Genomic DNA, 26,955 nt, shown 5'->3' with positions numbered 1-26,955 from the left:
CCGGCCAACACTCTCGCCGCCAGCCGACTCATCGAGCGAGCCTCACTTCGATGGCGTCCCAGATAAGCCCCGCAGTATCGGTGCCGTTAAACCGGTCGATCGCGACTATCCCGGTAGGGCTGGTGACGTTGATTTCGGTAAGCCATTTGCCACCAATCACGTCGATGCCGACGAAGATCAGCCCCAGTTGCTTTAGGCGAGGCCCCATTGCGGCGCAGATTTCCTGCTCCCTTGCACTGAGATCCGTGGCCTCGGCGGTGCCTCCTACGGCGAGATTGGAGCGGAACTCCCCCTCGCCCGGCTTGCGGTTGATGGCCCCGGCCACCTCGCCGTCTATCAGGACGATCCGCTTATCTCCCTCTGCAACCTCGGGGAGAAACGGCTGGACCATGTGGGGCTCCGGCCATGTCTGGTTAAACACCTCGAACAGCGCCGATAGGTTGTCCCCCTCTGCGGGCACGCGGAAGATCGCCTTCCCGCCGTTGCCGTGGATCGGCTTGACCACCACTGCCCCATGCTGCCGCTGGAACTCTCGCACCGCTTCAACCGACCGTGTAACGAGTGTCGGCGGCATGAACTCCCGATAGTCGAGCACCAGCACCTTTTCGGGCGCGTTGCGGACGGAACGCGGATTGTTGACTACCAGGGTTTCGTTCTCGATCCGCTCCAACAAGTGGGTCGCCGTGATGTAGCCCATGTGGAACGGCGGATCCTGCCGCATCAGCACCACGTCCACGTCGCGCCTGAGGTCCAGCAGTCGACTCTCGCCGACGGAAAAGTGGCTGCCCGCGTCTCGGCTCACCCGCACCTGCCGCGCTCGAGCGATCAGGCGGTCGTCCGCGTCGAGCGTCAGATCGCCGACATCGTAATGAAACAGTTCATGCCCTCTACTCTGGCCGCTCATCATGAGGGCAAAGCTGGAGTCGCCGGCGACATTGATGCTTTCGAGCGGGTCCATCTGGACCGCGACGCGAAGGGTCATTCTAGTTCCTCAAGGCATATACGCGTTGACGATGTGCTGCGGCAGACGCCCCGGCGCAAGCAGGATCACGTCGACGCGCAAATCTTCGCCTTCGGTGGCGTACTCATGTGCGACTGCCTCCGCTGCTGCGGCCACACGCCTGAGCCGGTATTCGTCGATCGCTAGCCCAAGATCGTCCGCGCGCTTGCGCCATTTCACTTCCACGAAGGCGACCGTCCTTGCGCGGCGTGCCACGAGGTCGATCTCGCCCAACGGCGTTTTTCGACGGCGGGCGAGGATCGACCATCCCTTGGCGCGCAAGTAGAGTTCCGCGGCGAGCTCGCCGCGACGCCCCTCTCGCTCAGCCTTCTGGCGTTTCATTCGCTGCGCAGCTCGAGCGCGCGGGCGTACAACGCTTTGCGATCAAGGCCCGTCGCCTTCGCTACTGCGCCAGCCGCTTGGGAGGGCTTCATCGTCTCTAGAGCCTGCCCGAGCAGTGCTTCAGCTTCGTCCCCGCTAGCATGCTCGGCGACCGGAGGCGCCACCAACAATACGATCTCCCCCTTGGGTGGACGGCCTGTGAAGTGAGCGATCAAACTGGCCGCCGAACCGGTCCGGCACTCCTCGTGAAGCTTGGTCAATTCTCGCGCAACGGCAACCTCGCGACCGGGCAGCATCTCTGCTACCGAAGCCAGGGACTTCGTCAGACGAGGAGCGGTCTCGTAAAAGACGAGCGTCGCCGGGACGGAAGCCAATTCAAGCAACGCATCGCGGCGGGCCTTGTCCTTCGCTGGCAGGAACCCCGCGAACAGAAAGCGGTCGTTGGGCATTCCTGAAAGGGTAAGGCCGGCAACGGCAGCGCAAGCCCCAGGCAAGGTCGTCACTGCAACTCCCGCCGCCCGGGTATCTCGCACCAGCCGATAACCCGGGTCGGAGACGAGGGGCGTTCCGGCGTCGCTGACCAGCGCAATGGCCTGGGTCCGCATCACTTCGATTAGGCGCAACCTGTCCTTCTCGCTCGCGTGGTCGTCGTACCTCCACAGCGGCTTCGAACTTCCTAGATGTTTCATGAGCTTGCCTGTCACGCGCGTGTCTTCGCACGCGACGGCGTCGCATGAGCGCAGGACCTCTGCCGCACGAAAGGTGATGTCGCCGAGATTGCCAATCGGCGTTGCGACAATGTAGAGCCCCGGGGGCAAGGTCGCGGATGTTCGATGAGGCACGACATGCCTCATGGACAGCGACACGTGGAGCGGCAAGCATGAACGTGTTCAGCATCGATCGTCGCAGAGTGATGGTGGTCGGGGCCGCGCTGCTGCTTGCGGGATGCAAGATCATTCCGGGCGGCGGATCGGCACCCAGTCCCGCACCGGTTCCGACGCCGTCTCCCTCCTCTTCGGCGAACGGTTTGCCAACTGACGAAAGCCGCCACCGCGTCGCCTTGCTGGCGCCAATGTCGGGTACGAACGGCGCTGTCGGCCAATCCATCGCTAACGCAACAACAATGGCTTTGCTCGACACCAATGCCGACAACTTGCGCATAACCACATACGATACCGCAGGCGGAGCCCAGGCCGCGGCGCGGCGCGCGATTGCCGACGGTAGCAAGCTGATTCTCGGTCCATTGATGTCGCAAGATGTGGCTCAGGTCCTCGGCGAAGCGAAACCCGCCAATGTTCCGCTTATCACGATGTCGAATGACAGCTCAGTTGCGGGGCCCGACGTCTTTGTGATCGGCCAAGCGCCGGAGCAGTCGGTTGCCCGCACGGTCGGTTACGCCCGGGCGCGCGGCTCGGCCCGCTTCGCTGCGATCGTTCCGGAAGGGGAGTATGGCGAACGGGCGGCAGCAGCGTTTCGCACGGCTGTGTCTCGAAATGGAGGAACGCTGGCCGGCGTAGAGACCTACGCCCGGGGCAATACGTCGATCGTCAGTTCTGCCACGCGACTTGCTCAACAGGGCGGTTTTGATGCGGTTTTGATTGCCGACAGCGCTCGCCTGGCCGGACAGGCCGCGGCGGTGGTCCGACCGCGGGGCGCCGGCTCCGTCCGCGTTCTTGGCACCGAATTGTGGAGCGGCGAAGGCGATGTCACTCGCACCCCAGCGCTGCGCGGCGCCTGGTTCTCTGCAGTTTCGGACAGTCGGTTCAAGCGCTTCTCCGACAGCTATAAAGCGCGCTTCGGGGCGCAACCATATCGGATTTCGACGCTGGGCTACGATTCAGTCTTGCTCGCCCTCCGCATTGCCCGCGATTGGCGACCTGGCCGAGACTTCCCCGTTGCTCGCCTGCGCGACTCCGGCGGTTTCCTCGGCCTCGACGGAGCTTTCCGCTTCGGGCCATCGGGGGTCGTCGAGCGGACTATGGAGGTGCGCGAGGTTCGTGACGGTTCCGTGGCTATCGTCGAGCCCGCCCCGGCGGCGTTCCCGGACTGATGATAACTCGCACCTCAGCTTGAAGGCGCGCGAAGGCGCGGCCTATAGCGCAGGCCGATGTCCGACGACCTGTTCACCAACGCTACCGCTACCAGCGATGAATACGATGCATCGTCGATCGAGGTCCTCGAGGGGCTCGAGCCGGTTCGTCGCCGGCCCGGCATGTATATCGGCGGCACGGACGATCGCGCCCTGCACCACCTGGCTGCCGAGGTTCTCGACAATGCCATGGACGAGGCGGTCGCCGGGCACGCCAACCGGATCGAGGTTGAACTCGGCGAAGGGAACCGACTGAAAATATCCGATAACGGCCGAGGCATTCCGGTCGAAGAGCATCCCAAGTTCCCGGGGAAGTCGACGCTCGAAGTTATCCTCACCACCCTTCACTCAGGCGGCAAGTTTTCGGGGAAGGCCTATGCGACCAGTGGCGGTCTTCACGGCGTGGGCGTTTCGGTGGTCAACGCACTGAGTGACGAGACGAGGGTCGAAGTCGCCCGCAACAAAGAACTGTACGCGCAAGAATTTTCCAAAGGCACGCCTACCGGCTCGATCCAGCGTCTCGGCGGGACCGCTAACCGTCGTGGGACGATGGTAGCCTTCAGGCCAGACCCTGAGATATTCGGCGATCGGGAGTTCAGTCCCATTCGCCTATTTAAGCTGGCCCGCTCAAAGGCGTATCTTTACGCGGGAGTTGAAATCCGCTGGAAGTGCGCTCCGTCTTTGGTATCCGAAGATGTCCCGGCCGAGGCCGTGTTCCAGTTTCCCGGGGGCTTGGCCGATCATCTCGCGGAGCAAGTCGGGGGCCGCGAGTGCGTGACCAGCCAGCCGTTTGCAGGACGACAAGACTTTCCTGAAGATCAAGGCCGGGTCGAATGGGCCATTGCCTGGCCACTATGGTCCGACGGCGCGTTCAGTTGGTACTGCAATACGGTCCCGACGCCGGATGGAGGCACCCACGAACAAGGCCTGCGTGCGGCGCTCACCAAGGGCGTTCGCGCTTTCGGTGAACTGGTGGGGCAGAAGAAGGCCAGAGACATTTCGGCCGACGACGTGATGACCGGCGCGGAGATCATGCTTAGCGTCTTCATCCGCGATCCGCAGTTCCAGAGCCAGACCAAGGACCGCCTGACCTCGCCCGAGGCGGCGCGGCTGGTTGAAAACGCCGTTCGCGACCATTTCGATCATTTCCTTTCGGACAACATGGAACGCGGGCGCGCGCTGCTGGCAGCGATCATGGAGCGCATGGACGAGCGCCTGAAGCGCAAGGCAGAGCGCGAGGTGAAGCGCAAGACCGCGACCAACGCCCGCAAGCTCCGCCTCCCCGGGAAGCTGACCGACTGTTCCGGCGAAGGGGATGGCGAGACTGAATTATTCATCGTCGAGGGCGACAGCGCCGGCGGCAGCGCCAAGCAGGCGCGAGATCGCAAGACCCAGGCAATCCTGCCTATCCGTGGCAAAATCCTGAATGTCGCCAGCGCCAGCGCCGACAAGATTCGCGCCAACAGCGAGATAGCCGACCTGCTGCTCGCGCTGGGCTGCGGTAGTCGCAAGGACTGTAGCCCGGACGCCCTCCGCTACGACCGCATCGTGATCATGACCGACGCTGACGTCGACGGGGCGCATATCGCGACGCTGCTGATGACGTTCTTCTTCCAGGAGATGGCCGAGGTTGTGAAGAGGGGGCACCTGTTCCTCGCCCAGCCTCCGCTGTACCGGCTTACTGCGGGCAAGGAGAGCGCCTACGCGCGGGACGATGCCCACCGTGCAGAGCTCGAAGCCACCCAGTTCAAGGGCCGCAAGGTCGAGGTCGCGCGGTTCAAAGGCCTTGGCGAAATGAACCCGCAACAGTTGCGGGAGACGACGATGAATCCGGCCACCCGAAGCCTCATCCGGATCACCCTGCCCCCCGAACACGAACAGCGCCATGCGATTTCCGAGTTGGTGGACCAGCTTATGGGCCGCAATCCCGAGCACCGCTTCAACTTCATTCAGAACCATGCCGCTGACGTCGACCGCGATCTGATCGACGCCTAAGCATATTGCGCTTCCGGCCCGCCCCGCTTACCGCTTACGTAAGTGGAAAAAGGAAGATCGGGTATGATCGAGCGGTTTGAGGGCACGAGCAATTACATTGCCACGGAGGACCTCAAGGTCGCGGTGAACGCAGCTGTCACGTTGCGGCGGCCCCTGCTGGTGAAGGGTGAGCCGGGTACCGGAAAGACCGTTCTGGCCTACGAGATTGCCAAAGCAATAGATGCGCCGTTGATCGAGTGGAACGTCAAGTCCACCACGAAGGCGCACCAGGGACTGTACGAGTATGATGCAGTCGCCCGCCTACGCGACGGCCAACTCGGCGACGAGCGGGTCCACGACATCCGCAATTACATCAGGCGTGGAAAGCTTTGGGACGCTTTCACGTCGCCGAGGCTTCCGGTTCTGCTGATCGACGAGATCGACAAGGCCGATATCGAGTTTCCCAACGATCTGCTCCAAGAACTCGATCGAATGCGGTTCGACGTCTACGAGACACAGGAGACGATCGCCGCACAGGAGCGGCCAATCGTGGTCATCACGTCGAACAACGAAAAGGAGCTACCCGACGCATTCCTGCGCCGCTGCTTCTTCCACTACATCAAGTTCCCTGACCGCGACACGATGCGCGAGATCATTGAGGTCCACTATCCGGGAATACAGAAGGTGCTCGTTACGAAGGCGATGGATGTGTTCTACGAGATCCGCGAGGTGCCGGGCCTCAAGAAGAAGCCCTCGACCAGTGAACTGCTCGATTGGCTGAAACTACTCCTCAACGAGGACATGCCGCTCGAGGTGCTGCAGGACCGCGATCCCACCAAGGCGATCCCTCCGCTCCACGGCGCCTTGCTTAAGAACGAACAAGACGTGATGCTGTTCGAGCGCCTCGCCTTCATGGCCCGCCGGCAGGGCGCCTGACGGATGCCGGCGCAGCGTCTGCGGCCGGCAGACATTTCCCGGGCCTGAGACGTGGCACTCCGCCCCAACCTACGTCATGCTGGTTGGGGCAGTTGGCGCGCCTGTCTGCTGTGGGGCCTAGCCACGCTGGCGGTATCGCAGAGCTTCGGCCTGTTCATGCCCTCGGCGCTGGCGCACCCGATCCGTGGCGCATCTGTCGAAAATCCGGTTCTCGCTTTTGAGTTCGCGCGAAACTCGGCTCACCTCGACGCCGTTTTCGGCGTGCCCGGCGATCCGCTACGCGATTCCCGCATAGCCGGCATGATGCAAGGCAACGTGCTCGATTACGTTTTCATGGTCGTATACGGTTCGTTCGTCCTTGCGTTCTTCGGTGCTACCGCGTGGGCGACTGGCAACGATCGCTGGTGGTTGGCGGGGTGGCTGGGACCGTTCGCTGCGGTCTCAGACGCCATCGAAAATGTGCTGCTCTTGTCCATCAACTACGACATGGCGACTCCTGCTCCCGAGTTGACAATCCTCCCATTACCGGTTTGGTCGAAGTTCATTGCACTGGCGGTCGCCTGCGGGTGTGCCGCTCTCGCTCTCGCGCGACAGCGTGCTTGGCTGCCGGTGTTGCTATGTCTTCCGCCCGCGATTGTGATCTGGTTTGGTCTCGCCGCGCCGATGCGCTGGGGCGAGTCAGCAGTTGGTACGATTGCCGTCGCCTGGGTAACTATGCTGCTCTGGGCGGCATGGCGCACGTGTCGGCCAACGGCAGCCCATTCATCCCAATAACCTATGTAGTCGAAGGCTGGGCGCAATTGCCCGATAAGGCGCGCCCATGGGGGAAGCCCGCAAAGAGGGTCGCCACGAAATAGAAGTCTGGGGGCAGTATCGTATGTCTTCAGGCGTGAGGCGCGACGTGCCCATCAAGGACCTGTCGGAAACTGGCTGCCGCTTCTACGACAAGTTCTCGAGCCTCATGCCGGGCGCTGAGATTTCATTGCGGATCGAGACCTTGGGTCCATATAGCGCGACCGTCCGGTGGCAAGACGCCGGCTACGTCGGGATCGAGTTTGAACACCGGCTCTATGGCCCGATGTTCGATCACATCCGCTTGCGCCTTTCGCGCTAGTTCCTAGAGCACATAGGCGAGTTCGAAATCGCCCCAGCGGCGGCCGTTGATGACCAACGGAACGTAGACGTTGCGCACGATCTCGTAAGTGGTTCCGTCCCCTTCCTGGCGATAGACGGCCATCATGTATGGCTCGTTGCTCGCCTTGGCCTTGCGGTCGATCGGATCGAACAGGATGCGGCCATTGCGGCAATATTTGGTATCGTGCGCAATGTCGCCCGTCGGCTGGCGCGAGCGGTCGGAAACGTGGGTCGGCAAAAACCCTTGCATGTCCGCTTGGCTGCACATCTTGATCGGCCCGCCTTCCGCAACGACGCGGTCGTTCACCGGCCGCCAGTTGGTGTCCGCCCAGTCGCTCAGGCCGGTGCGGAACCGTTTCGGATTGCTCCCGGGCACCTCACGGTAATCGTTGTCGAATAGCGCTGTCGGGCTGAGCTTGCCTGCGGCAATGGCCTCTTCGGCCTGCGCAACGATCTCGCGCGCATAAGTCTGGGCCTTGTCTACCATCGCACTGTCGGCCGGAGACAGGCCCGCCTTCACCAGTTCGTCGAACATACCGCTCGCCGTCAGCTCCAAGTCCTCGATCCGGGAATGGGCGCCGGCGAGCTTTTGCTCATTGTCCATCGCCGCCTGATCGAAAGATTCGAGAACGGTTTGCACTGCGTGGACGTGGTCGCTGATCGTCGCAGTCGCTCGCGTGATTTGGTCGTTTTGCCCGTCGACTTCGACGATCAGTTCATTGACCGAACGCATGGTATGCTGGATCTGGCCGACCGAGACCTTCGCTTCCCCGCTGGCCCTGCCGCCACGTTCGATTTTGGCGATCACCTCGTCGGCTTCCTTGCCGAGCGTATCAATGGTCCGACCGATCTCCTCGGTAGCCCGGCGCGTGTCGCCAGCAAGGCTCTTCACCTCGTTTGCCACTACCGCAAATGTTCGTCCGGCATCTCCTGCGCGCATCGCCTCGATCGTCGCATTGAGGGCGAGTATGTTGGTCGTTTCGGCGATCTGATCGATTTCTTGGGCGCTCGAGCGCACTTGCGCCATCGCGGCGGCGAATCCAGTCACGTGCTGGGTCAAAGTCTCGACCAACTCTAGTAGCTCGGTGATCTGTCCGAGCGAGGACTGGATAAGCGCCGAACCTTCGCCAAGGCGCTCGATTGCCCGCTCCGACAGCAGCCTGGCCTCGTCGCTGGCCTGAGCAACGCGCATCTGGTCGGTTTCCAAGGCGGCGACCGTGTCCTGCAGCGCCGCGTGTTCCGATCGAAGCCGCTGGGAGGACAACATCACCGCATGTACGATACCTGCGACGTCCGTGCATCCAACGGTAACTTCGCCGCAGCTTGCCGATATCCGCTCGATGCCATGACCGGCAGCGATGTCGATTTTCTCGTGTTCCATGTGTCCCCTGCGCCCGAGAGCCCCTTATTGCTGGGCATAGGCCCCGCATGGTTAGCGAAGCTTTAAGCGAGGCCGCCTGCCGAGAGGGCAATCGCGCTGGCGCGGAAGGGGGGCGCAGGCTATGAACCTTACATGTTCTTCAACTTCGTCGACGAGCTGCGCGCGGCAGGCATTCCTGCAAGCTTCAAGGAACACCTCACGCTCCTCGAGGCGCTCGACAAGGACGTTATCGAGCAGACGCCAGAGGCATTCTACTATCTTTCGCGCGCGACGTTCGTGAAGGACGAAGGCCTGATCGATCGTTTCGACCAGGTGTTTCAGAAGGTCTTCAAAGGCGTCCTGACCGATTACGGCCAGCAGCAGGTCGAGATTCCGGCCGATTGGCTGAAAGCTATCGCCGAGAAATTCCTCACTCCGGAAGAGATGGAAGCGATCAAGTCCCTGGGCTCGTGGGACGAGATAATGGACACCCTCAAGAAGCGACTGGAGGAGCAGGAAAAGCGCCATCAAGGGGGCAACAAGTGGATTGGCACCGGCGGCACGAGCCCGTTCGGCAATTCCGGGTACAACCCCGAGGGCGTGCGAATCGGTGGTGAGAGCCAGCACAAGCGTGCGCTCAAAGTCTGGGAAAAGCGTGAGTACAAGAACCTCGACAACACGCGGGAGCTTGGCACTCGAAACATCAAGATGGCGCTGCGTCGCCTACGTCGGTTCGCCCGAGAAGGCGCCGCCGACGAACTCGATCTCGATGCCACGATCGAAGGCACCGCCAAGCAGGGATGGCTCGACATTCACATGCGGCCGGAGCGGCATAACGCGGTCAAGTTGCTGCTATTTCTGGACGTGGGCGGGTCGATGGACCCGTTCATCAAACTCGTCGAAGAATTGTTTAGCGCTGCTACGGCGGAATTCAAAAACCTAGAGTTCTTTTACTTCCATAACTGCCTCTACGAAGGCGTATGGAAGGACAACCGCCGCCGTTGGGCCGAACGCACCAAGACCTGGGACGTGCTTCACAAGTATGGCCACGACTATAAGATCGTGTTCGTCGGGGACGCGGCGATGAGCCCATACGAGATCACCCACCCGGGCGGTAGTGTCGAGCATATGAACGAGGAAGCCGGCGCCACCTGGCTGCACCGGGTGACCAACACTTACCCCGCGACGGTCTGGTTGAACCCCGTACCAGAGCAGCAATGGGGCTACTCGCAGTCGACCAAGCTCATCAAACAACTGGTTAACGACCGGATGTACCCGCTGACCCTCGACGGGCTGGACGATGCGATGCGCGAGTTGAGCCGCAAGCAAGGGTGAACTATATAGCGGCGTAGAGGTGTCGCCATGCGGATCGTACTATTGCCACTGTTCGCAGCCGTATCACTGTCTGCGGCGCCGGTGCCCCGGCCTCATGTATCGAGTTCATCTCCGGAAGCGTCGCAGCAATGCCGCGATCGAATTACGGAAGTTCGGGAGGCCGCGGGTCAGCCGCAACTTGACCGTTCGCCCGCAGTTCCCGGTGAGGGCTACCTGATCGCCGCAGTCCATAAGAGCGTCGGCGGATGTGCTGTAATGCAGATGCATCGCCGGATTGACGATCTGCGCCCCCTGCCGGAGGCCACTAGCGGGCCGGCGCGCCTTATTCCACTGCACAAGCGGTAGCCTGCTCTTGGCCGGGATGCGGGTTCGAGCGTAGGCCCGCCGCCAATGGACACTCAGCTATTCGTTATATGCGCGCTCACGTTCGGCATCAACCTGATCGGCGCCCTAGCCTATGCGGCCCGGATCGCCGGGGTCCGGACACGGCGTATCGCGATGAGCTTCGCCTTGTTTAACGTGCTGGTCCTCGTCAGCCGCACCGCGAATGGCTTCTTGGGGCCGTTTCTCGCAAAGCGCATTGAACGCAGGCTGCTCGAAGGTGGCGGAGAGTCGCTGGCGGCAGACTTCCGCATCGTGCTCGGGAGCGCGACGGCAGCGGTCATCGTTGGGATCGTGCTCGTTCCGACGGCGCAACGCCTCTTCGCCCGAGCGATCGGCCATTTCCAGCGGCATCGGTCCACGGGCAAGCTAATATTGCGTTCCGCCACCCCAGCCGGACTTCGGACTGTGCGCGAAGAAGTCTCGCTGCCGTCGCGAGGGAATTTGAGCGCCTTGCGCAAACCCTTGGGAGTTTCCTGGACCGTCCTGTTCGCCAATGCTGGGGCGCAGGCTCTTCTAACCGTCGGGGTCGTCGCCTCGCTCTACGCCGGCTATCTAGCGCCCGAGTTCCGGGTGACGGCGAGCCAGCTCTCGGCGGTAATAAACGGGTTTGCTACCATCCTCCTGTTCGCGCTGATCGATCCGCAGCTTTCAGTGATGACCGACGACGTTGTCGAAGGGCGCATCGAGGAATCGCTATTCCGCCGCACGATAGTCTGGATTTCATTCAGCCGCCTGGCCGGCACCGCCTTGGCACAGGCGGTTTTCCTGCCCGCCGCCATGCTGATTGCGGGGATCGCAGTCTACGTCTGACGATCGAGTTCGGTGTTAAGTCGCAAGCTACACCGCCAGAAAAAGAACGCAGGAATGAAGCCCAAGAATGCGGCAAAATAAAGTACCCAGCGCACCGAATCTTCGCCCGTTACCGGCTTGATGCCATCGGACAGCATTCCGAAGAACAACGGCCCCAGGCCGAGCCCGATAAGATTCTGGCAGAACAGCAGGATGGCAGTAGCCATCGCGCGCGCTTCAGGCCGCACCAGGCCTTGCACACTCGAATATGTCGGGCCGTAATACAACGAATTCAATAAGGTGGGGATCATCAACAGGGCCAAGGCCACCCGCCAGTCGGACGCGAAGTAAGCTGCGAAGGCCAGGGGCGCTGCTATCGCCATGCCTATCGCGGGGGCGGTCATCACGTGGCGGCGATTCTCGGAACCATACCGGTCGGCGATCCAGCCCCCGAGCCAGGTGCCCGCGATGCCGGCCACCCCTCCCCACACCCCGAACCAGAAACCGACCTCTCCGGGAGACATTCCGTGCGTCCGTTGAAAGAAGATCGTCGTCCAAGTACTCTTGCCATAGCTCAGGAAGGAGGCGGCGGTCCCTGCAACAAGCAAGAGGACGAACGCCCGAGAACCCAGGATGGCCCGCAGCGCCTCTCCGGTCGTCAGGACTTTCGGCGCGTCTTGCGTCGCGCGTGCGGCCATCATCGTTGCCCCGCGACGAGGGTCGCGTAGGACGAGCATCAGAATTCCAGCGAGCAGGATGCCAGGCAAGCCTACGATCATGAAGGCTTCGCGCCATCCGAGCCGATCCGCGAGCTGCCCTCCGATAAACATGCCGAGAAGCGACCCGATCGGGATCCCCATCGCGTAGAATGCCAGCGCGGACGAGCGGCGTTCCTTCGGCACGATATCGGCAATCAGGGAGTGCGCGGCCGGGGTGCACCCGGCTTCTCCGACCCCTACCCCGACCCGCGCCAGGAGTAACTGGACGAAGTTTTGAGCCTGCCCGCAGAGCGCAGTCATTGCCGACCAGACTGCCAGGCTCGCAGATATCAGCCCGATCCGGTTGGTGCTGGGCCGGTCCGAGTAACGCGCCAGCGGAAGGCCGAGGATGGTATAAAGAGCGGCAAAGGCGATGCCGGTCATCAAGCCGATTTGCGTGTCGTTGAGATCGAGATCGCGGGCTATCGGCTCCGCCAGAATGTTCACGATCTGGCGATCGATAAAGTTGAAGATATAGACAATCAGAAGGAGCCAAAGGACCAGTCTGGTCGAATTCTCCGCGCGCGGCGCTGCGATGCCTGCGGCCATGATCATCCTCTCCGCGACGAGTTATGCCCGTCTTTGCTGATCAAAGTCGGCGACCGCGCAGCGCGGGTCAAGTGCCGGATTCGAAAATTCAGTATCGCAACAACGGCGCGATTGCATCGCGCCACTCAGCCTCGTCCATAGCTGCTGTTCGGTCCAGATCACCTGGTTCCGCAAGGGGATTGTCGACCCATTCGCGCAGCACGGGCCCGCCGTTGATTACGTCGATCGCCAATCGGTCGAACTCGTATTCGTAGGCAAAGTCACGCCACAGGGGGTAATCCGGGTGAAGCCGCCGGATCGCCTTGAACGCCAGCGCCTGAAGGCGCCACGGGCGGAATGCGTCGTGGTCGTAGAACCGTTGCTCCGCGTGAATCATCAATCCGCTGCACAGCGATTTTGCATGCTTGTGAAACGTCGGTTCGAAGTAGCAGGGCCGGATCGCGCATCCGCAGAGCCAATGGGGTGCGAGCCGCTGCATCTCCGTGAGAACAGCACTCGAATCTACGCCGGGCGCGCCGAATAGCATCTCGAGTGGGCGCGTGGTGCCCCGGCCTTCCGATAGTGTCGTCCCCTCGAGCATGACCGTACCGGCGTAAGCTCGTGCCATGTTGAGCGAAGCTGCGTTGGGACTCGGATTGATCCACACGCGGTCTGTGGGCCAGCCGAAACCCGGGCCGGCTTCAGGCAACCAATGGTGCATCTCCACGACACGATACTCGACATCGAGACCGAACCGCCGGATGAACCAGTCGCCCATTTCGCCCATGGTAAGCCCGTGGCGCATCGGCATCTCCGCCGCGCCGACGAAACTTTCCTGCCCGGGTACCAGAAGCGTGCCCTCGACCGGACGTCCCGCCGGGTTCGGGCGATCGAGCACCCAGACCTCCTTGCCGTGCTGTGCCGCGGCCTCGAGCAGGTAAAGGAGCGTCGTCACGAAGGTGTATATGCGGCAGCCGAGATCCTGCAGATCGAACAGAAATACGTCGGCCGTGCTCATCATCTGCCCGCTGGGCCGGCGGACCTCGCCGTACAAGCTGAACACCGGAATGCCGTAGTCCGGGTCGACCTCGTCGCCCGTCTCCACCATGTTGTCTTGCTTGTCGCCCTTGAGCCCATGCTGCGGGCCGAACGCGCTGGTGATATTGACCCCAGCGGCAATGAGAGTGTCGAGACTGTGCGCGAGATCGGCGGTCACCGAAGCTGGATGCGCTACCAGCGCCACTCGTCTCCCGGACAGTTCGCGCAGAAGTTCCGGCTCACTCAGCAGCCGGTCGATACCGAATTTCATACGCGCTGAGGTGGCGCAAGCCTGGCGGCGAAGCAAGCCGGGTCGTGGAAGTCCGGCTTCGCTGGAGGATGGGCGATAGCCCAGTAACTGATCCCCCCGCCTTGCTCCTCGATCACCGCTGCGAAATTTGCCGCCGCCGGCAGATCCGGCAACAAGTCGCGAGGAATCGCGGCGTCGAAAATCGCGAAGCTGCTACCGATACGAATCGTGCAATCCGGCTCTCGCGAAGCGGGCCGATCCTCCATGCCGTGGCGATAGGCTTCGAAGTCGTAAGCTGCCCAGCGCTCCGAAGGCGACAAGTTCAACTCGACGTAGCTATCCCAGCCTTCCGGACGGAGAAACAGCTCGAAGCACGTGGTTCGCCACAGGCCATTCTCTCGGCCGCGCCCCGAGAATGACGGAACCACCAGCCCCTGGGCACCATCCACCCGCCATCGCACGCGCAGCCAAGCATCGTCCCATCCGATTATTTTTGCCTCGACACCGCTCACTCCGGCTGGAGGATCTGCCGGGTGCGCGCTCAGCTGATACGTTTGCATGCGCTCGCCCCCGTGCTAACCGCCCGCCCGCTATGAGCGAGTTCAAATCCGATCTTCTCCGCGTGCTTCAAGAGCGTGGCTATGTCCATCAGCTAACCGATGGGAAGGGGCTAGATGCCCTTGCCGCGCGTCAGATCGTTCCGGGATATATCGGGTTCGACGCCACCGCGCCTTCGCTTCACGTGGGTAGCCTGGTGCAGATAATGATGCTCCGCCGACTGCAACAGGCCGGACACAAGCCGATTGTCGTCATGGGTGGAGGCACGACGAGGATCGGCGACCCGACCGGGCGGGACGAAAGCCGCAAAATGCTCACCGGCGAGGATATCGAAGCGAACATTGTTGGCATCAGGACGGTCTTCGAAAAGCTACTCACCTTCGGTGATGGCCACACAGATGCGGTGATGGTCAACAATCACGATTGGCTCGGCCAGCTCGGGTATATCGAGCTGCTGCAGGAGGTAGGGACTCACTTCACCATCAACCGAATGCTGACGTTCGATTCGGTCAGGCTACGGCTCGATCGCGAACAGCCGATGACTTTTCTCGAATTCAACTACATGATCCTACAGGCCTACGACTTCCGGCATCTGTCGCGCAAAATGGGCGTCCGGTTGCAGATGGGTGGCAGCGACCAGTGGGGCAATATTGTCAACGGTGTCGAGCTCGGCCGTAGGATGGACGGCGCCGAGCTCTTCGGCCTGACCACCCCGCTCCTGACGACTGCCGATGGCGCCAAGATGGGAAAGACGGCGGCTGGAGCGGTCTGGTTGAACGAAGCTCAGCTCCCGGCATGGGATTTCTGGCAATTCTGGCGCAACTCGGACGATCGCGACGTGGGCCGATTCCTCCGTTTGTTCACCGACTTGCCGCTCGACGAAATCGCGCGCCTCGAGTTGCTGCAGGGTGCCGAAATAAACGCCGCGAAAGTCGTGCTGGCGAACGAGGTCACCAAGCTGGTCCGCGGCGCAGAAGCATCGCGCTCCGCCGAAGAGACGGCAGCAGCGACGTTCGCCGCTGGGGGTGCCGGGGAGAATCTGCCAGCGCTGCAACTCTCAACCGGGATGACCTTCGCTTCGGCGCTAACCGCATTGGGCTTCACGTCCTCTAACGGAGAGGCCAAGCGCAAGATTGCCGAGGGCGCGGTACGCCTGGATGGGGAGACCGTGCACGACGCTGCTGCACCCGCTCGACCGGGCCGCTTGAGCCTGGGAAAGAAGCGGCATGGCGTCCTGACCTGACCGAACTGGCGGCCCGCCGCCGAGCCGCTTTAACTCAATCTCAGCCTTTCTTGGCGATAAGTGGCCCGACCACACACAAGGGAGGGTCGTGGCACAGTGTCTGTTGGAGCTCAGCTTTCGGTCACCGATCTGCGCCGCGCGGCGCGGCATCCGGTCGATTACCCGGTGATCGCCGAGCACCAGTTGCGCGGCGACCTCAGACTCCACGTGGCCAACATCTCGGCCCACGGCTTCATGGTCGACGATGCCAAGGGCCTCGAACGTGGCGACCGGGTCATCATCCGCCTGCCCGAGGTTGGCCGGATTGAGGCCTATGTCATCTGGACTCGCGATGAGCGGGCGGGTTTTCAGTTCGAACGCATCATTCGCCTCGACGATTTCGTACGCATAATCGAATCGCTGCAGCCCAATCCCCGCCTGCGACGCGCGCGCTAGAAGCGAAGATTTCCTCCACGGCGAGCGCGCAGCGCTTGCTTGGCAGCGGCTGAACACGCTGTCATCTGCAGGCGGGTGAGCGAGCCAACATCCCCGCTGCAGATTGCCGATTTCCGCAAGTACTGGGCAGCCCGCTTCATTGCCGTGCTGGCGACCATTTCGATGGTCGTTTTGATCGGCTACCAAACCTACGACATCGCCCGGTCGGATTATGGCATGACGCCGTCTGCCGCAGCATTCCAGCTTGGTTTGCTGGGTCTTGCCCAGTTTGTGCCCCTGTTTTTCCTGACACCTGTGGCCGGTATTGCCGCTGACCGGTTCGACCGTCGGCGGGTGGTCATGTTCGCCAACGGAATCGACGCGGGCATCGCCCTCGCCTTGGCCTGGACCACCTGGAACGACGCGCTCACGCTGCCCTTGCTGTTTATCCTGGCGGCGCTGCACGGCACTGCCCGTGTGTTCAACGGCCCCGCGTTCAGCGCCATTGCGCCCAACGTCGTCCCTCCCCCGCTATTGCCCAAGGCGATCGCGATGTCGGCAATCTCATGGCAGGTCGGCAGCGTCGCAGGGCCTGCGCTGGGGGGCGCGTTGTTCGCGTGGTCTCCCTCGCTGCCGTACTTCCTGTCCGCAGCCTTGTTGGTGATGTCCGCCACTTTAGTGGCGCTCATTCGCCCCGTCCGTGCGGTGCATGACGGCCCGACTCTGCATCCTGTCGGTCAAATGATCGACGGGTTCCGCTTCGTGAAGCGTGAACGGTTCCTGATGGGCTGTATCACCCTGGATCTTTTCGCCGTGCTCCTCGGAGGCGCGACCGCGATGCTTCCCGTGTTCGCCCGAGACATCCTCGAGGTCGGACCCGTCGGTCTCGGACTCATGCGCGGAGCCCCCGCGGTGGGCGCAGTCTTGGTGGGCCTGTGGTTGTCGTGGAGGCCTCTAGAGAACAATGTCGGAGTGAAAATGCTCTGGGCAGTCGTCGTCTTCGGCATCGCCACCATCGTCTTCGGCTTGTCGCGCGATTTCGGCCTGAGTCTGGGCGCGCTGGCGGTGTTAGGTGCGGGCGACATGGTCTCCGTCTTCGTGCGTAACAGTCTGGTGCAGCTCAACACCCCGGATGTCATGCGCGGGCGGGTGTCTTCGATATCCGGACTGGCCATTTCCGCTTCCAACGAACTCGGCGAAATGCAATCGGGCATCGCTGCAGCGCTTCTGGGCGCCGTCGGAGCGGTAGTATTCGGCGGCCTGGGTGCTATCGTGATCACCGGCATCTGGGCCTGGCTCTATCCGGAGTTACGCCGGGCACGGACGTTTTCCTCGCAGTACCTCGACGAGCAAACCGCACGGGAGATTCTCAAATGAAGGCCGACAGTGTTCTCGCCACTATTGGCGGCACCCCCCACATTCGCCTTTCGCGCTTGTTTCCGGATCATGAGGTCTGGGTCAAAAGCGAACGGGCCAACCCTGGCGGCTCGATCAAGGACCGTATTGCGCTTGCGATGGTAGAGGACGCCGAGAAGTCGGGCGCGCTCAAGCCCGGCGGCACCATTATCGAGCCTACCAGCGGCAACACCGGCATCGGCCTTGCCATGGTAGCGGCGGTCAAGGGCTACAAGCTGGTGCTCGTCATGCCGGAGAGCATGAGCCTCGAACGCCGCCGCCTCATGCTCGCCTACGGGGCGACTTTCGACCTCACCCCGCGCGAGAAAGGCATGAAGGGCGCCTTGGAGCGCGCGACCGAACTCGCAGCGCAGACCCCGGGGGCGTGGATCCCCCAGCAATTCGAGAACCCGGCAAACATCGCCGTTCACGCGGGGACGACAGCGCAAGAAATACTCGCCGACTTTGCCGACACACCGGTCGACGTCCTTATCACCGGCGTTGGCACCGGTGGCCACCTGACGGGCTGCGCGGAGGTTCTTAAGCGAACTTGGTCCGGCATGAAGGCTTATGCAGTGGAACCTACGCTCTCGCCGGTGATCAGCGGGGGCCAGCCCGGTCCGCATCCGATCCAGGGCATTGGCGCAGGTTTCATTCCCGGCAACCTCCACACGCAATCGATCGATGGTGCCATTCAGGTCGACCCGGAGGCGGCCAAAGCAATGGCCCGTCGGTGCGCGAGCGAGGAGGGATTGTTGGTCGGCATTTCAAGCGGCGCTACCCTAGCCGCCATTGCAGAAAAGCTGAAAGAACTGCCACCTGCTTCACGCGTGCTCGGTTTCAATTACGACACTGGCGAGCGTTATCTGTCGGTGCCAGACTTTCTGCCCGAGTAGGGTCACCCAAGCTTAGGCTGGCGCAGCCATCGGACGGCGGTTGCCATCTGATGAGATCAAGGTCCGATGGCGCCCCAACCAACGCAGTTAGGGATGCGGGCGAGGAGACTATACAATACTTTGACGTCGCGCTGGACGAAGGGCGATCATAGCGCCCACTCCCAAGCCCGATGCACCGGCTACTCCGAATTTCACAGCATTGGACAGGGGCGAATCCAGCGCTCCAGTGCTTCCCGTCCACCACCACGCGAGCACTTCGAGCACAAGTTGGCCGGCAAAAAGGGTCGCCGTGCCGACCACCACACCAATTATTACGCGCAGGATCTGCCTCAACTTGCTTCCTCCAACCTGTAGTCGCGGAATCGCTCGCGCAGGTCCCTCTTGCTGATCTTGCCCGTCCCGGTGTGCGGAATCTCATCGACGAATTCGATGGCGTCGGGCAGCCACCATTTGGCAACTTTGTCGCTCAGATGCGCCATCACGTCGCCTGCGGACACTGCCGATCCCTTCTTTGCGACGCACACCAGGATTGGGCGTTCGTCCCACTTGGGGTGAGGAATGCCGATAGCCGCGGCCTCTGCAATCCCGGGGTGACCGACTGCCGCATTCTCAAGTTCGACGGAGCTTATCCATTCGCCGCCGGACTTGATCACGTCCTTGGTTCGGTCGGTTAGCTGGAGGGTACCGTCGGGGTAGATGACCGCCACGTCCCCGGTGTCGAACCACTGCCCGTCGACCGTCGCGTCTTCATCGGCCTTGAAATACCGCTTGATTACCCACGGACCGCGGATCTGAAGGGCGCCCGAGGTGACCCCGTCGCGAGGCAGGACTTTGTTCGGATCGTCAAGATCAACACAGCGGAGTTCGACACCGAACGCCGATCGGCCCTGCTTTGACACCACGTTGACCTGCTCGTCGAACGACAGGCTGTCCCAGTCGAACGGATAAGCACCGGTCGTCCCGATCGGGGAGGTCTCCGTCATTCCCCAGGCGTGCGCGACGCGCACTCCGTTCTTCATCAGACGTTCGATCATGAAGCGCGGGCAAGCCGATCCGCCGATTATGGCGGTGGTGAGCTTCCCTAGGTCGCGCACGTCCTTGCCGATCGAATCGAGGTGTTGGAACATGCCGAGCCATACGGTGGGCACGCCGGCTGAGTGCGTCACCTGCTCCCTGTCGAACAGCTCACACAGCACAGCGGGATCGTTGACCGCCGAATACACGAACTTGATGCCGGGGATCGTGCCCGACCAGGGCAGGCCCCAGCTGGCCGCGTGGAACATCGGCACAATGGGAAGCATAACCGCCCGAGAATCGAAGTCGAAGATGTTCGGCTGCACGCCGGCCATTGCATGGAGCACCGTCGAGCGATGCTCGTAGAGCACCCCCTTAGGATTTCCTGTCGTGCCGCTGGTATAGCAGAGCATGCAAGGGTCGCGCTCCTCGACACAGGCCCATTGCGTATTGCCGTCGAACCCGCCGATCCACTCTTCGAAGCCTAGCACATCCGCGCCCGCCGGCGGGTCGAAGCAAACCATGGTGGTCAAAGTGGGCCAGCGACCGCGCATCCGGTCGATGATCGGCTGAAAGACCGCGTCGTAAAGAAGCACGCGATCATCGGCATGATTGACGATGTACTCGAGTTGCTCGTCGAACAGCCTGGGATTTATGGTGTGCAGCACTCCGCCGACGCCGACCGCGCCGTACCACGTCACCAGATGGCGACTGTGGTTCATCGCCAGCGTTGCTACGCGATCACCCTTGCCCACCCCCGCCGCGGTGAGCGCTTGGGTCATCTTGAGCGCATCTCGCCGGACTTCCGCCCAAGTCGTGCGTGTTTCGGTGCCGTCGGCCCAGCGGGTCACGTGCTCGCGCTGGCCGTATTCGCGCGCGGCGTGATCGATCAGGTGGGTCACCACGAGATCCCAGTCCTGCATCGCTCCGAGCATATTTTCTCTCCCTGGTGCTACCGACCCGAGCGCCGGTGACGAGGGCGGCTCAGGCAACCAGTCGCAGGTTAGGCCCGCGCTGGGTCGTTAACTGCACATTGGCAAGTCCATCGACGCTTGCCAAGCGCTCGGCGAGTTCGCCGTCGAGCTGGAAATCCAGGCCAATGCGGACGAGTGGGTCGCCCTCCACCCCCGTACGCAATCGAACGCGCACCTCACCTCGGCCATCGGACCCACGCTGAAGCTCGGCCTTCAACGCAGACAAAGCTTCAGGGCGGTCGACATCGACCGTCAGAAGCATTCGGGCGGCGGCCCTTACGTCGCGCAGTGGACGAGCCCCCCGTACTGTAATGCGGGGCGGCTCATCGGGGGTCGGGCTGTCGAGTTCGACATTGAGTAGCACGCAGGTGCTCTCCTCTGCCCACTTCACGAAGCTGGACACCAGCGATTCTTCGAAACAGGCAGCCGAGAACTGGCCGGAGGTGTCGGAGAAGTCGGCGCGCACGAAGTCCTTGCCCTTGCGAGTACGACCCTTGTTCACTTTCTCGATCATCGCGGCCATCACGGCGGAAGCCCGACCGCCGGAAGGGGCCGCGCTATCCATCAACGAAGCGTAGCTGCGGGCTCCATTGGCGGAGGCGATGGCACGATATCCTTCGACGGGGTGGGCCGAGAAGTAGAACCCGAAGTTGTCGCGCTCCTTGGCCATGCGATCCACTCTCGACCATTCTTCGGCGTCCTTGAGGCGCAACCCCGTGTCCGGTTGCACCTCACCCCCGAACAGCGCGGCCTGTCCGCTTTCCCGCTCGCGGTTGGCTGCCTCGCTCACGGCCAGGAGCAAGTCGACATTTGCGAACAGTTTGCCGCGATTGGGCTCGAGTTGGTCGAGCGCGCCAGCGGCGATCAATCCCTCGAGCTGGCGAGAATTCATCGACCCTTTGGGAAGCCGTGCGAACAGATCGTCCAGCGTCTCATACCAGCCATTCGCTTCACGTTCGGCAACGAGTGCTTCCATCGCCTTCTCGCCGACGTTCTTGATCCCCGCCAGCGCGTACCTGACGGCATAGCCGTCGTCGGTTCGCTCGACGGTGAACTCCGCTTCGGAACGATTGACGTCCGGCGGCTCGATCCTGATCCCTGCCCGCCGGGCATCGTCTACGAACACCGCCAGCTTCTCCGATTGGTGCATGTCAAAGCACATCGACGCGGCGTAAAACTCCTCCGGATAATGCGCCTTGAGCCATCCGGTCTGATAAGCGAGCAGTGCGTAGGCGGCCGCATGACTCTTGTTGAAGCCGTAGCCCGCAAACTTGTCGATCAGGTCGAATAGTTCGTTCGCTCGCTTCGTCGGAATTTGCGACACTTCGGCGCAGCCATCGACAAAGCGCTGGCGCTGCGCATCCATCTCAGCTTGCACCTTTTTACCCATCGCACGCCGCAACAGGTCGGCATCGCCGAGCGAGTAGCCGGCGAGGATTTGCGCAGCCTGCATGACCTGCTCCTGGTAGACGAAGATCCCGTAGGTTTCGCCCAGGATGCCCTCTAGCTTTGGGTGAGGGTATTCAATCGTGACTTCGCCGCCCTTGCGCTTGCCGAAGAGTGGAATGTTGTCCATCGGGCCCGGTCGATAGAGCGACACGAGCGCGATGATGTCGCCAAAGTTGGTTGGCTTCACCGCGGTGAGCGTGCGGCGCATACCTTCTGATTCGAGCTGGAAAACGCCGACAGTGTTGCCGCTCTTCATCAACTCGTAAACCGCGGGATCGTCGAGCGACAATGCGCTCAGATCGATTGTAACCCCGCGCTTTTGCAGCAGTTCGACTGCTTTCTGCAACACCGAAAGCGTCTTCAGCCCGAGAAAGTCGAATTTCACCAGCCCGGCGCTTTCGACATGCTTCATGTCGAACTGCGTTACCGGCATGTCGGAGCGCGGATCGCGATATAGCGGAACGAGCTGAGCCAGCGGCCTGTCGCCGATCACCACGCCCGCGGCATGGGTCGAACTGTTGCGCGGATAGCCCTCGAGCTGCATCGCGAGGTCGATCAACCGGCGCACTTCGTCGTGGCTATCGTACTCGCGTTTGAACTCGGCGATGCCGTTCAGAGTACGAGGAAGCGTCCAAGGATCTGTCGGATGGTTGGGTACCATCTTGCACAGTCGGTCCACGTGGCCATAGCTCATCTGCAGGATGCGACCAGCGTCTCGCAGGACCGCGCGGGCCTTAAGCTTACCGAACGTGATGATCTGCGCCACGTGGTCTTGACCGTACTTGGCCTGGACGTAACGGATCACTTCGCCGCGACGCGTTTCGCAGAAATCGATGTCGAAGTCCGGCATCGAAACACGCTCGGGATTGAGGAACCGCTCGAACAGCAGGCCCAGCTGGATCGGGTCGAGATCGGTAATGGTCAGCGACCACGCGACCAAGCTTCCGGCCCCCGATCCACGGCCGGGACCCACTGGAATGCCGCTGTCCTTGGCCCATTTGATGAAGTCGGCAACGATCAAAAAGTAGCCCGGAAAGCCCATCTGATTGATGACGTCGATCTCGAACTCGAGCCGGTCGAGGTATACTCGCAATTCGTCGTCCGAGAGTTCGCCATATTTCTCGAGACGGGCGGCAAGGCCCCTGCGCGAATCCTCGGCCAGCATTCGCGCCTCACCCTCCAGGTCGCCGGCAAGGCTGGGCAGGATGGGGTCCCGCTTCGGCGGCGCGAAGGCACATCGCTGGGCGATCACCAAGGTATTGGCGACGGCTTCCGGGAGGTCCGCGAAAAGCTCCTCCATCATTGGCGCCGATTTGACGAACGCCTCAGGGTTGGAGCGGGGCCGCTCGGCGGCATCGATGTGTGTCGAATGCGCGATGCACAACATCGCATCGTGCGCCGGATGGAAATGCGGATCACCGAAATTGGCCGGATTGGTCGCAACGAGCGGCAAGTCGCGGGAATATGCCAGTTCAATCAGCCGATCCTCGGCCTCATCGCAAACCGCGCTGCTGCGGCGCGCGAGCTCGACGTAAAGGCGCCCTGGGAAGAGGGCGGTCAACTTGTGACAAAGAGCGTCGGCGTCGTCCAGGCGCCGGTCAGCCAGAAGCCGCGTCAAAGCGCCCTCGCCTGCTCCGGTCAGCGCAATCAGACCTTCGCTTCGCCCCTCGAGGTCACCAAAGTGAACGTGGGCGGGTAGCTCGACAGGCCGGGCGAGGTGGGCGTGGCTGACCAGATGGCAAAGGTTGCCGTAGCCTACATCGTCTTGCGCAAAGAGCGGCAGGTAATCGATCGTCTCGCCAGCAGTGTCCCGCGCTACGCCGAGCAGCGCCCCGATGATCGGCTGCACGCCCTTCTCGAAGCAGGCCTTGGCGAAGGCGACGGCACCGTAAAGCCCGTTCCGGTCGCAGATCGCAATAGCCGGAAATCCACGCTCCTTGGCCAGTTGAGCGATCGCCTTCGGATCGATCGCACCCTCGAGCATCGAGTAGCTCGACATGACGCGCAAAGGGACGAACGGGGCGTGAGCCATAAGCGCTAGATGAGGGGCGTTCGCGCGATTCGCAAATGGCCGCGAGGGCCCTTTTGTCCACAGCCGCTAGAGCAGCTTCGCGATGTCCTTCTCGATGCTTGCAGGCGCATCGGTCGGCGCGTAGCGGCGTACGACATTACCTTCGCGGTCGATCAGGAATTTGGTGAAGTTCCATTTGACCGACTTCGACCCCATCAGCCCGGGCGCTTCCTTCTTCATCCAGTCGTAAAGCGGGCTCGCGCTCGCACCGTTGACATCGACTTTCCTGAGCACCGGAAAAGTCACGTCATAGGTCAGCTTGCAGAAGCTGGCGATCTCATCCGCATTGCCAGGCTCTTGCGCCCCGAATTGGTTGCAAGGAAAGCCGAGCACCTCGAAGTCCTTGTCGGCGTATTTGCGTTGCAGCGCCTCCAGCCCCTCGTACTGCGGCGTGAAACCGCATTTGCTGGCAACGTTGACCACCAGCAGAACCTTGCCGAGCTTTTCCGATAGGTCGAGCGGCGAGCCGTCCGGCTTTTCGACGGTGAAATCGGCAATTGTCGTCATTATCCCTCCTCCTTCTTGCGGGGGCGGTAGATGAGGTCGAACGTGGTCACCCAAGTGAGGCCATGGTCGCCCGAAAACTCGCCGTGCTGCCGGACCGCATTGGTCTCTACGCGCGAGTAGGTCATGCGGGTGAGGCCGTCTTCGCCATTCGGACCGGAACCTCGCCAGGAGCCGGTCAGGACCATCTTGCCGGGAACCGGACCGCCGACGAACTGGACCGGCCCGGGCGCGGATCCGATCCAGGTCTGATACCACTGGCGCGAGACCGGGTCGTAGCCGTTCAGGCTTCCGCCGACATTACCGCTAAGCGGCCTCCAGTTCTCGCGGATCGCGCATCCAGCGTAGAGCTTCTCGATCGTGCTGTGCGCGATGGGCATATCGGCTCCGGCAGGGGTGACATCCCATTCGCCAACCCAGAAGTCGAACGCCGCGTACTCAATACCTTCGCATTTCGGTGGTGTCGGGGCGGGAGGTGACGATCCGGCCGTCTGGGCGAGGAGCGCGATTACAAGTCCTGCCGATACCATTGTTGCCTCCCCACCCCACCTAAGCGCGCGAGACTACTCCAAGCGCCCGTCGTGCAAGCGTACCACGCGGTCCATGCGGCGCGCCAGCCGCTCGTTGTGCGTGGCAACCAGCGCCGCACTCCCCTCACCCCTGACGAGGCCGAGGAACTGCTCCAGAACTACGTCGGCCGTGTGCTCATCGAGATTGCCGGTGGGTTCGTCCGCCAACACAAGCTGGGGCCGATTAGCGAGTGCACGGCCAACGGCAACGCGCTGTTGCTCACCTCCGGAAAGCTGGCTCGGGCGGTGATCGAGCCGATGCCCGAGCCCCAGCGAACTAAGAATTACCCGCGCCCGCTCGTCTGCCTCGATTTGGCCCCGCCTCGCGACCAGCTGCGGGATGACCACATTCTCGATCGCATTGAAGTCGGGCAACAGGTGGTGGAACTGATAGACGAAGCCAAGATGTTCGCGGCGGAGCTTCGTCCGACCCTCGGGCGGCAGTCCACTCGCGTCGATCCCAACGATTTCGATCTTACCGCTGAACCCGCCTTCGAGGAGTCCGACCGCCTGCAGCATGGTGGATTTGCCCGACCCCGACGGCCCGAGCAGCGCGACGATCTCGCCAGGCTCAATCGACAGGTCGATCCCGCGCAATACGTCGATCCGAACACCCCCCTGCTCGAACGAACGTGCCAGACCGGTCAAGCGGACAACAGGCTCGTTACTCATAGCGCAGAACCTGCACGGGGTCGGTATTGGCTGCCTTATACGCCGGGTAGAGCGTAGCCAGGAAGCTGAGCAAAAGCGCCAGCAAGGCGATTCCGACGATTTCGGCGGGGTCGGCGCGCGCTGGTAGGGTGGTAAGAAAACGTACGGAGGGATCCCACAAGTTCTGACCTGTCACCGCGGAGATCACATTCACGATCCCCTGGCGGAATAGAAGAATGACGAAGCCGAGTACGAGGCCCGTCCCTGCCCCTACGGCGCCGATCGTGAAACCGGCTGTTACGAATATCTTGAGCAGCGACCGCCGCGTCGCGCCCATCGTCCGCATGATGGCGATATCACGCGTTTTCGCCCGTACCAACATCACGAGGCTCGAGAGGATGTTGAATGCTGCCACTAACACAATCATCGATAAGGCGAAGAACATCGCCACTCGTTCGACCTCGAGAGCCTCGAACAGCGACTCGTTGATCTGCTTCCAGTCCGACACCACTGCTTTGCCGGCAAGTTGCCTGCCAAGCGGGGCGAGGTACTCCGCTGCCTTATCGGCATCGTCGGTGGTCACCTCGATCATCCCGATCGTATCGCCGGTCAGCATCAGCGTTTGCGCGTCGGCAATGGGCATCACGACGAAGGCCTTGTCGTAGTCGTACACGCCGATGTCGAAGATGCCCGCGACGCGGTAGCCGACCTGTCGCGGCACCGTGCCGAAGGGTGTCGAGCGGCCGGCCGGATTGATGATGGTGATGGTATCGCCCACCTGAGCGCCGATGTTCTCCGCCAGCCGAGCTCCCAACGCAACTTGTGCGGCATCCGGTTTCAGCAGGGCGAGACTGCCGGCGACGAGTTTTTCTTCCAGCTTGCCGATGTCCTCCGCCGTATTGCCACGCACGAGAACGGCCTCCACCCGGCCGTTGAAGGTGACGAGGAGCGGCTGCTCAATGAGCGGACTGGCGTCGACCACGCCCGGGGTCTGACGGACCTGCTGGAGAATGCCCTGCCAGTTATCGAGCCGGCCGCCGTAGGCTTGGATGATCGCGTGCCCGTTTAACCCGACAATCTTGTCGAGCAGCTCCGCGCGAAATCCGTTCATCACGCTCATCACGACGACGAGCAGCGCCACCGACAGCATCACCACGCCGACGCTGATCCCGGCGACGAGCGCAATGAAACCCTCGCCCTTCCCGGGCAGCATGTAGCGCTTGGCGATTGTCCATTCGAATGGGGAGAGGATCAAGGAAGCCGTTTCGTTCAGCGGAAGTTTCGGCCGGCGGTGTAGGGA

At 62.1% G+C, this 26,955-nt stretch carries 24 protein-coding genes; 11 read left to right on the top strand and 13 right to left on the bottom strand.

All coding sequences use genetic code 11. From position 1 onward, the window contains the following. Positions 1–28 precede the first annotated feature (28 nt). From gshB to rsmI, 3 genes are read right to left on the bottom strand one after another with little or no spacing between them, the layout of a single operon-like run. Complete coding sequence (gene gshB / locus ACWPM1_RS07405; RefSeq protein ID WP_455694198.1) at positions 29–982, bottom strand: glutathione synthase; 954 nt, start codon at positions 980–982, stop codon at positions 29–31. Between the two features lie 9 nt (positions 983–991). Continuing rightward, the gene (locus tag ACWPM1_RS07400; protein WP_455694197.1) at positions 992–1,342 is read right to left on the bottom strand and encodes a YraN family protein; all 351 of its coding nucleotides are present in this window, start codon (positions 1,340–1,342) and stop codon (positions 992–994) included. Beyond that, positions 1,339–2,184, bottom strand: a complete 846-nt coding sequence (rsmI, locus tag ACWPM1_RS07395) for a 16S rRNA (cytidine(1402)-2'-O)-methyltransferase (protein WP_455694196.1) — start codon at positions 2,182–2,184, stop codon at positions 1,339–1,341. The genes ACWPM1_RS07400 and rsmI overlap by 4 nt, the downstream gene beginning before the upstream one ends. A 38-nt stretch (positions 2,185–2,222) precedes the next feature. On the opposite strand from rsmI, the gene ACWPM1_RS07390 reads away from it, so the two are divergent. The 5 genes from ACWPM1_RS07390 (at position 2,223) to ACWPM1_RS07370 (ending at position 7,455) form a co-directional block, all read left to right on the top strand. Continuing rightward, a complete protein-coding gene (locus tag ACWPM1_RS07390; RefSeq protein ID WP_455694195.1) occupies positions 2,223–3,392 on the top strand; it encodes a penicillin-binding protein activator in 1,170 nt (389 codons plus the stop codon). A gap of 57 nt (positions 3,393–3,449) precedes the next feature. Further along, a complete protein-coding gene (gene parE / locus ACWPM1_RS07385; RefSeq protein WP_455694194.1) occupies positions 3,450–5,426 on the top strand; it encodes a DNA topoisomerase IV subunit B in 1,977 nt (658 codons plus the stop codon). A gap of 63 nt (positions 5,427–5,489) precedes the next feature. Next, complete coding sequence (locus tag ACWPM1_RS07380; RefSeq protein ID WP_455694193.1) at positions 5,490–6,341, top strand: AAA family ATPase; 852 nt, start codon at positions 5,490–5,492, stop codon at positions 6,339–6,341. A 51-nt stretch (positions 6,342–6,392) separates the two neighbouring features. Beyond that, positions 6,393–7,115, top strand: coding sequence for a hypothetical protein (locus ACWPM1_RS07375; RefSeq protein WP_455694192.1), 723 nt, complete (start codon positions 6,393–6,395; stop codon positions 7,113–7,115). A 46-nt stretch (positions 7,116–7,161) separates the two neighbouring features. Next, on the top strand, positions 7,162–7,455 hold the full coding sequence (locus tag ACWPM1_RS07370) for a PilZ domain-containing protein (RefSeq protein ID WP_455694191.1): 294 nt from the start codon (positions 7,162–7,164) through the stop codon (positions 7,453–7,455). A gap of 3 nt (positions 7,456–7,458) precedes the next feature. Here ACWPM1_RS07370 and ACWPM1_RS07365 read toward each other — a convergent pair whose 3' ends face one another. Continuing rightward, positions 7,459–8,856: a methyl-accepting chemotaxis protein gene (locus ACWPM1_RS07365; RefSeq protein ID WP_455694190.1), complete on the bottom strand. Its 1,398-nt coding sequence runs from the start codon at positions 8,854–8,856 to the stop codon at positions 7,459–7,461. Between the two features lie 132 nt (positions 8,857–8,988). Between ACWPM1_RS07365 and ACWPM1_RS07360 the strand changes: the two genes are divergently transcribed. Together ACWPM1_RS07360 and ACWPM1_RS07355 are read left to right on the top strand one after the other, a co-directional pair. Then, positions 8,989–10,170, top strand: a complete 1,182-nt coding sequence (locus tag ACWPM1_RS07360) for a vWA domain-containing protein (RefSeq protein ID WP_455694189.1) — start codon at positions 8,989–8,991, stop codon at positions 10,168–10,170. Positions 10,171–10,560: 390 nt separating this feature from the next. Further along, a complete protein-coding gene (locus ACWPM1_RS07355) occupies positions 10,561–11,364 on the top strand; it encodes a lipid II flippase Amj family protein (protein ID WP_455694188.1) in 804 nt (267 codons plus the stop codon). On the opposite strand, the gene ACWPM1_RS07350 is transcribed toward ACWPM1_RS07355, so the two are convergent. The 3 genes from ACWPM1_RS07350 to ACWPM1_RS07340 all read right to left on the bottom strand — a co-directional run bounded on the left by ACWPM1_RS07350 (position 11,355) and on the right by ACWPM1_RS07340 (position 14,477). Then, positions 11,355–12,656: a spinster family MFS transporter gene (locus ACWPM1_RS07350; RefSeq protein ID WP_455694187.1), complete on the bottom strand. Its 1,302-nt coding sequence runs from the start codon at positions 12,654–12,656 to the stop codon at positions 11,355–11,357. The genes ACWPM1_RS07355 and ACWPM1_RS07350 overlap by 10 nt on opposite strands. Before the next feature lie 82 nt (positions 12,657–12,738). Continuing rightward, the gene (locus ACWPM1_RS07345; RefSeq protein ID WP_455694186.1) at positions 12,739–13,938 is read right to left on the bottom strand and encodes an exo-beta-N-acetylmuramidase NamZ family protein; all 1,200 of its coding nucleotides are present in this window, start codon (positions 13,936–13,938) and stop codon (positions 12,739–12,741) included. Further along, on the bottom strand, positions 13,935–14,477 hold the full coding sequence (locus ACWPM1_RS07340; RefSeq protein WP_455694185.1) for a DOMON-like domain-containing protein: 543 nt from the start codon (positions 14,475–14,477) through the stop codon (positions 13,935–13,937). Before ACWPM1_RS07340 ends, ACWPM1_RS07345 begins: the two co-directional genes overlap by 4 nt. Before the next feature lie 32 nt (positions 14,478–14,509). Here ACWPM1_RS07340 and tyrS point away from each other — a divergent pair, with 32 nt between their 5' ends. The 4 genes from tyrS (at position 14,510) to cysK (ending at position 18,423) form a co-directional block, all read left to right on the top strand. Then, positions 14,510–15,718: a tyrosine--tRNA ligase gene (gene tyrS, locus ACWPM1_RS07335; RefSeq protein WP_455694184.1), complete on the top strand. Its 1,209-nt coding sequence runs from the start codon at positions 14,510–14,512 to the stop codon at positions 15,716–15,718. 96 nt (positions 15,719–15,814) lie between these two features. Then, positions 15,815–16,153: a PilZ domain-containing protein gene (locus tag ACWPM1_RS07330; protein WP_455694183.1), complete on the top strand. Its 339-nt coding sequence runs from the start codon at positions 15,815–15,817 to the stop codon at positions 16,151–16,153. A 75-nt stretch (positions 16,154–16,228) separates the two neighbouring features. After that, a complete protein-coding gene (locus ACWPM1_RS07325) occupies positions 16,229–17,509 on the top strand; it encodes an MFS transporter (protein ID WP_455694182.1) in 1,281 nt (426 codons plus the stop codon). Next, entirely contained in the window at positions 17,506–18,423 is a 918-nt protein-coding gene (cysK, locus tag ACWPM1_RS07320) for a cysteine synthase A (protein ID WP_455694181.1), read from the top strand. The genes ACWPM1_RS07325 and cysK overlap by 4 nt, the downstream gene beginning before the upstream one ends. Before the next feature lie 329 nt (positions 18,424–18,752). On the opposite strand, the gene ACWPM1_RS07315 is transcribed toward cysK, so the two are convergent. The 6 genes from ACWPM1_RS07315 to ACWPM1_RS07290 all read right to left on the bottom strand — a co-directional run bounded on the left by ACWPM1_RS07315 (position 18,753) and on the right by ACWPM1_RS07290 (position 26,910). Then, positions 18,753–20,372, bottom strand: a complete 1,620-nt coding sequence (locus tag ACWPM1_RS07315; RefSeq protein WP_455694180.1) for a long-chain fatty acid--CoA ligase — start codon at positions 20,370–20,372, stop codon at positions 18,753–18,755. Positions 20,373–20,421: 49 nt separating this feature from the next. Then, the gene (gene dnaE / locus ACWPM1_RS07310) at positions 20,422–23,892 is read right to left on the bottom strand and encodes a DNA polymerase III subunit alpha (protein ID WP_455694179.1); all 3,471 of its coding nucleotides are present in this window, start codon (positions 23,890–23,892) and stop codon (positions 20,422–20,424) included. 66 nt (positions 23,893–23,958) lie between these two features. Next, positions 23,959–24,438 (bottom strand): glutathione peroxidase, encoded by a 480-nt coding sequence (locus tag ACWPM1_RS07305; RefSeq protein WP_455694178.1) that lies wholly within the window; start codon positions 24,436–24,438, stop codon positions 23,959–23,961. After that, positions 24,438–24,965, bottom strand: a complete 528-nt coding sequence (locus tag ACWPM1_RS07300) for a hypothetical protein (protein ID WP_455694177.1) — start codon at positions 24,963–24,965, stop codon at positions 24,438–24,440. The genes ACWPM1_RS07305 and ACWPM1_RS07300 overlap by 1 nt, the downstream gene beginning before the upstream one ends. A gap of 33 nt (positions 24,966–24,998) precedes the next feature. After that, complete coding sequence (locus ACWPM1_RS07295; RefSeq protein WP_455694176.1) at positions 24,999–25,676, bottom strand: ABC transporter ATP-binding protein; 678 nt, start codon at positions 25,674–25,676, stop codon at positions 24,999–25,001. After that, positions 25,669–26,910 (bottom strand): lipoprotein-releasing ABC transporter permease subunit, encoded by a 1,242-nt coding sequence (locus tag ACWPM1_RS07290; RefSeq protein ID WP_455695138.1) that lies wholly within the window; start codon positions 26,908–26,910, stop codon positions 25,669–25,671. Before ACWPM1_RS07290 ends, ACWPM1_RS07295 begins: the two co-directional genes overlap by 8 nt. Between the last annotated feature and the right edge of the window lie 45 nt (positions 26,911–26,955).

This window comes from Tsuneonella sp. HG249 (assembly GCF_053819205.1).
The sequence above is the reverse complement of the archived record's forward strand: the minus strand, read 5'-3'. Positions and strand labels throughout refer to the sequence as shown.

Excerpts from the sequence above, each read along its gene's own strand:
- cysK (WP_455694181.1), top strand. The coding sequence starts at position 17,506 with ATGAAGGCCGACAGTGTTCTCGCCACTATTGGCGGCACCCCCCACATT.
- ACWPM1_RS07345 (WP_455694186.1), bottom strand. The coding sequence starts at position 13,938 with ATGAAATTCGGTATCGACCGGCTGCTGAGTGAGCCGGAACTTCTGCGC.
- gshB (WP_455694198.1), bottom strand. The coding sequence starts at position 982 with ATGACCCTTCGCGTCGCGGTCCAGATGGACCCGCTCGAAAGCATCAAT.
- ACWPM1_RS07370 (WP_455694191.1), top strand. The coding sequence starts at position 7,162 with ATGGGGGAAGCCCGCAAAGAGGGTCGCCACGAAATAGAAGTCTGGGGG.
- ACWPM1_RS07350 (WP_455694187.1), bottom strand. The coding sequence starts at position 12,656 with ATGATCATGGCCGCAGGCATCGCAGCGCCGCGCGCGGAGAATTCGACC.
- ACWPM1_RS07380 (WP_455694193.1), top strand. The coding sequence starts at position 5,490 with ATGATCGAGCGGTTTGAGGGCACGAGCAATTACATTGCCACGGAGGAC.
- ACWPM1_RS07305 (WP_455694178.1), bottom strand. The coding sequence starts at position 24,438 with ATGACGACAATTGCCGATTTCACCGTCGAAAAGCCGGACGGCTCGCCG.
- ACWPM1_RS07360 (WP_455694189.1), top strand. The coding sequence starts at position 8,989 with ATGTTCTTCAACTTCGTCGACGAGCTGCGCGCGGCAGGCATTCCTGCA.
- ACWPM1_RS07400 (WP_455694197.1), bottom strand. The coding sequence starts at position 1,342 with ATGAAACGCCAGAAGGCTGAGCGAGAGGGGCGTCGCGGCGAGCTCGCC.
- tyrS (WP_455694184.1), top strand. The coding sequence starts at position 14,510 with ATGAGCGAGTTCAAATCCGATCTTCTCCGCGTGCTTCAAGAGCGTGGC.
- ACWPM1_RS07295 (WP_455694176.1), bottom strand. The coding sequence starts at position 25,676 with ATGAGTAACGAGCCTGTTGTCCGCTTGACCGGTCTGGCACGTTCGTTC.
- ACWPM1_RS07355 (WP_455694188.1), top strand. The coding sequence starts at position 10,561 with ATGGACACTCAGCTATTCGTTATATGCGCGCTCACGTTCGGCATCAAC.
- ACWPM1_RS07300 (WP_455694177.1), bottom strand. The coding sequence starts at position 24,965 with ATGGTATCGGCAGGACTTGTAATCGCGCTCCTCGCCCAGACGGCCGGA.
- ACWPM1_RS07315 (WP_455694180.1), bottom strand. The coding sequence starts at position 20,372 with ATGCTCGGAGCGATGCAGGACTGGGATCTCGTGGTGACCCACCTGATC.
- ACWPM1_RS07365 (WP_455694190.1), bottom strand. The coding sequence starts at position 8,856 with ATGGAACACGAGAAAATCGACATCGCTGCCGGTCATGGCATCGAGCGG.
- dnaE (WP_455694179.1), bottom strand. The coding sequence starts at position 23,892 with ATGGCTCACGCCCCGTTCGTCCCTTTGCGCGTCATGTCGAGCTACTCG.
- parE (WP_455694194.1), top strand. The coding sequence starts at position 3,450 with ATGTCCGACGACCTGTTCACCAACGCTACCGCTACCAGCGATGAATAC.
- ACWPM1_RS07390 (WP_455694195.1), top strand. The coding sequence starts at position 2,223 with ATGAACGTGTTCAGCATCGATCGTCGCAGAGTGATGGTGGTCGGGGCC.
- ACWPM1_RS07340 (WP_455694185.1), bottom strand. The coding sequence starts at position 14,477 with ATGCAAACGTATCAGCTGAGCGCGCACCCGGCAGATCCTCCAGCCGGA.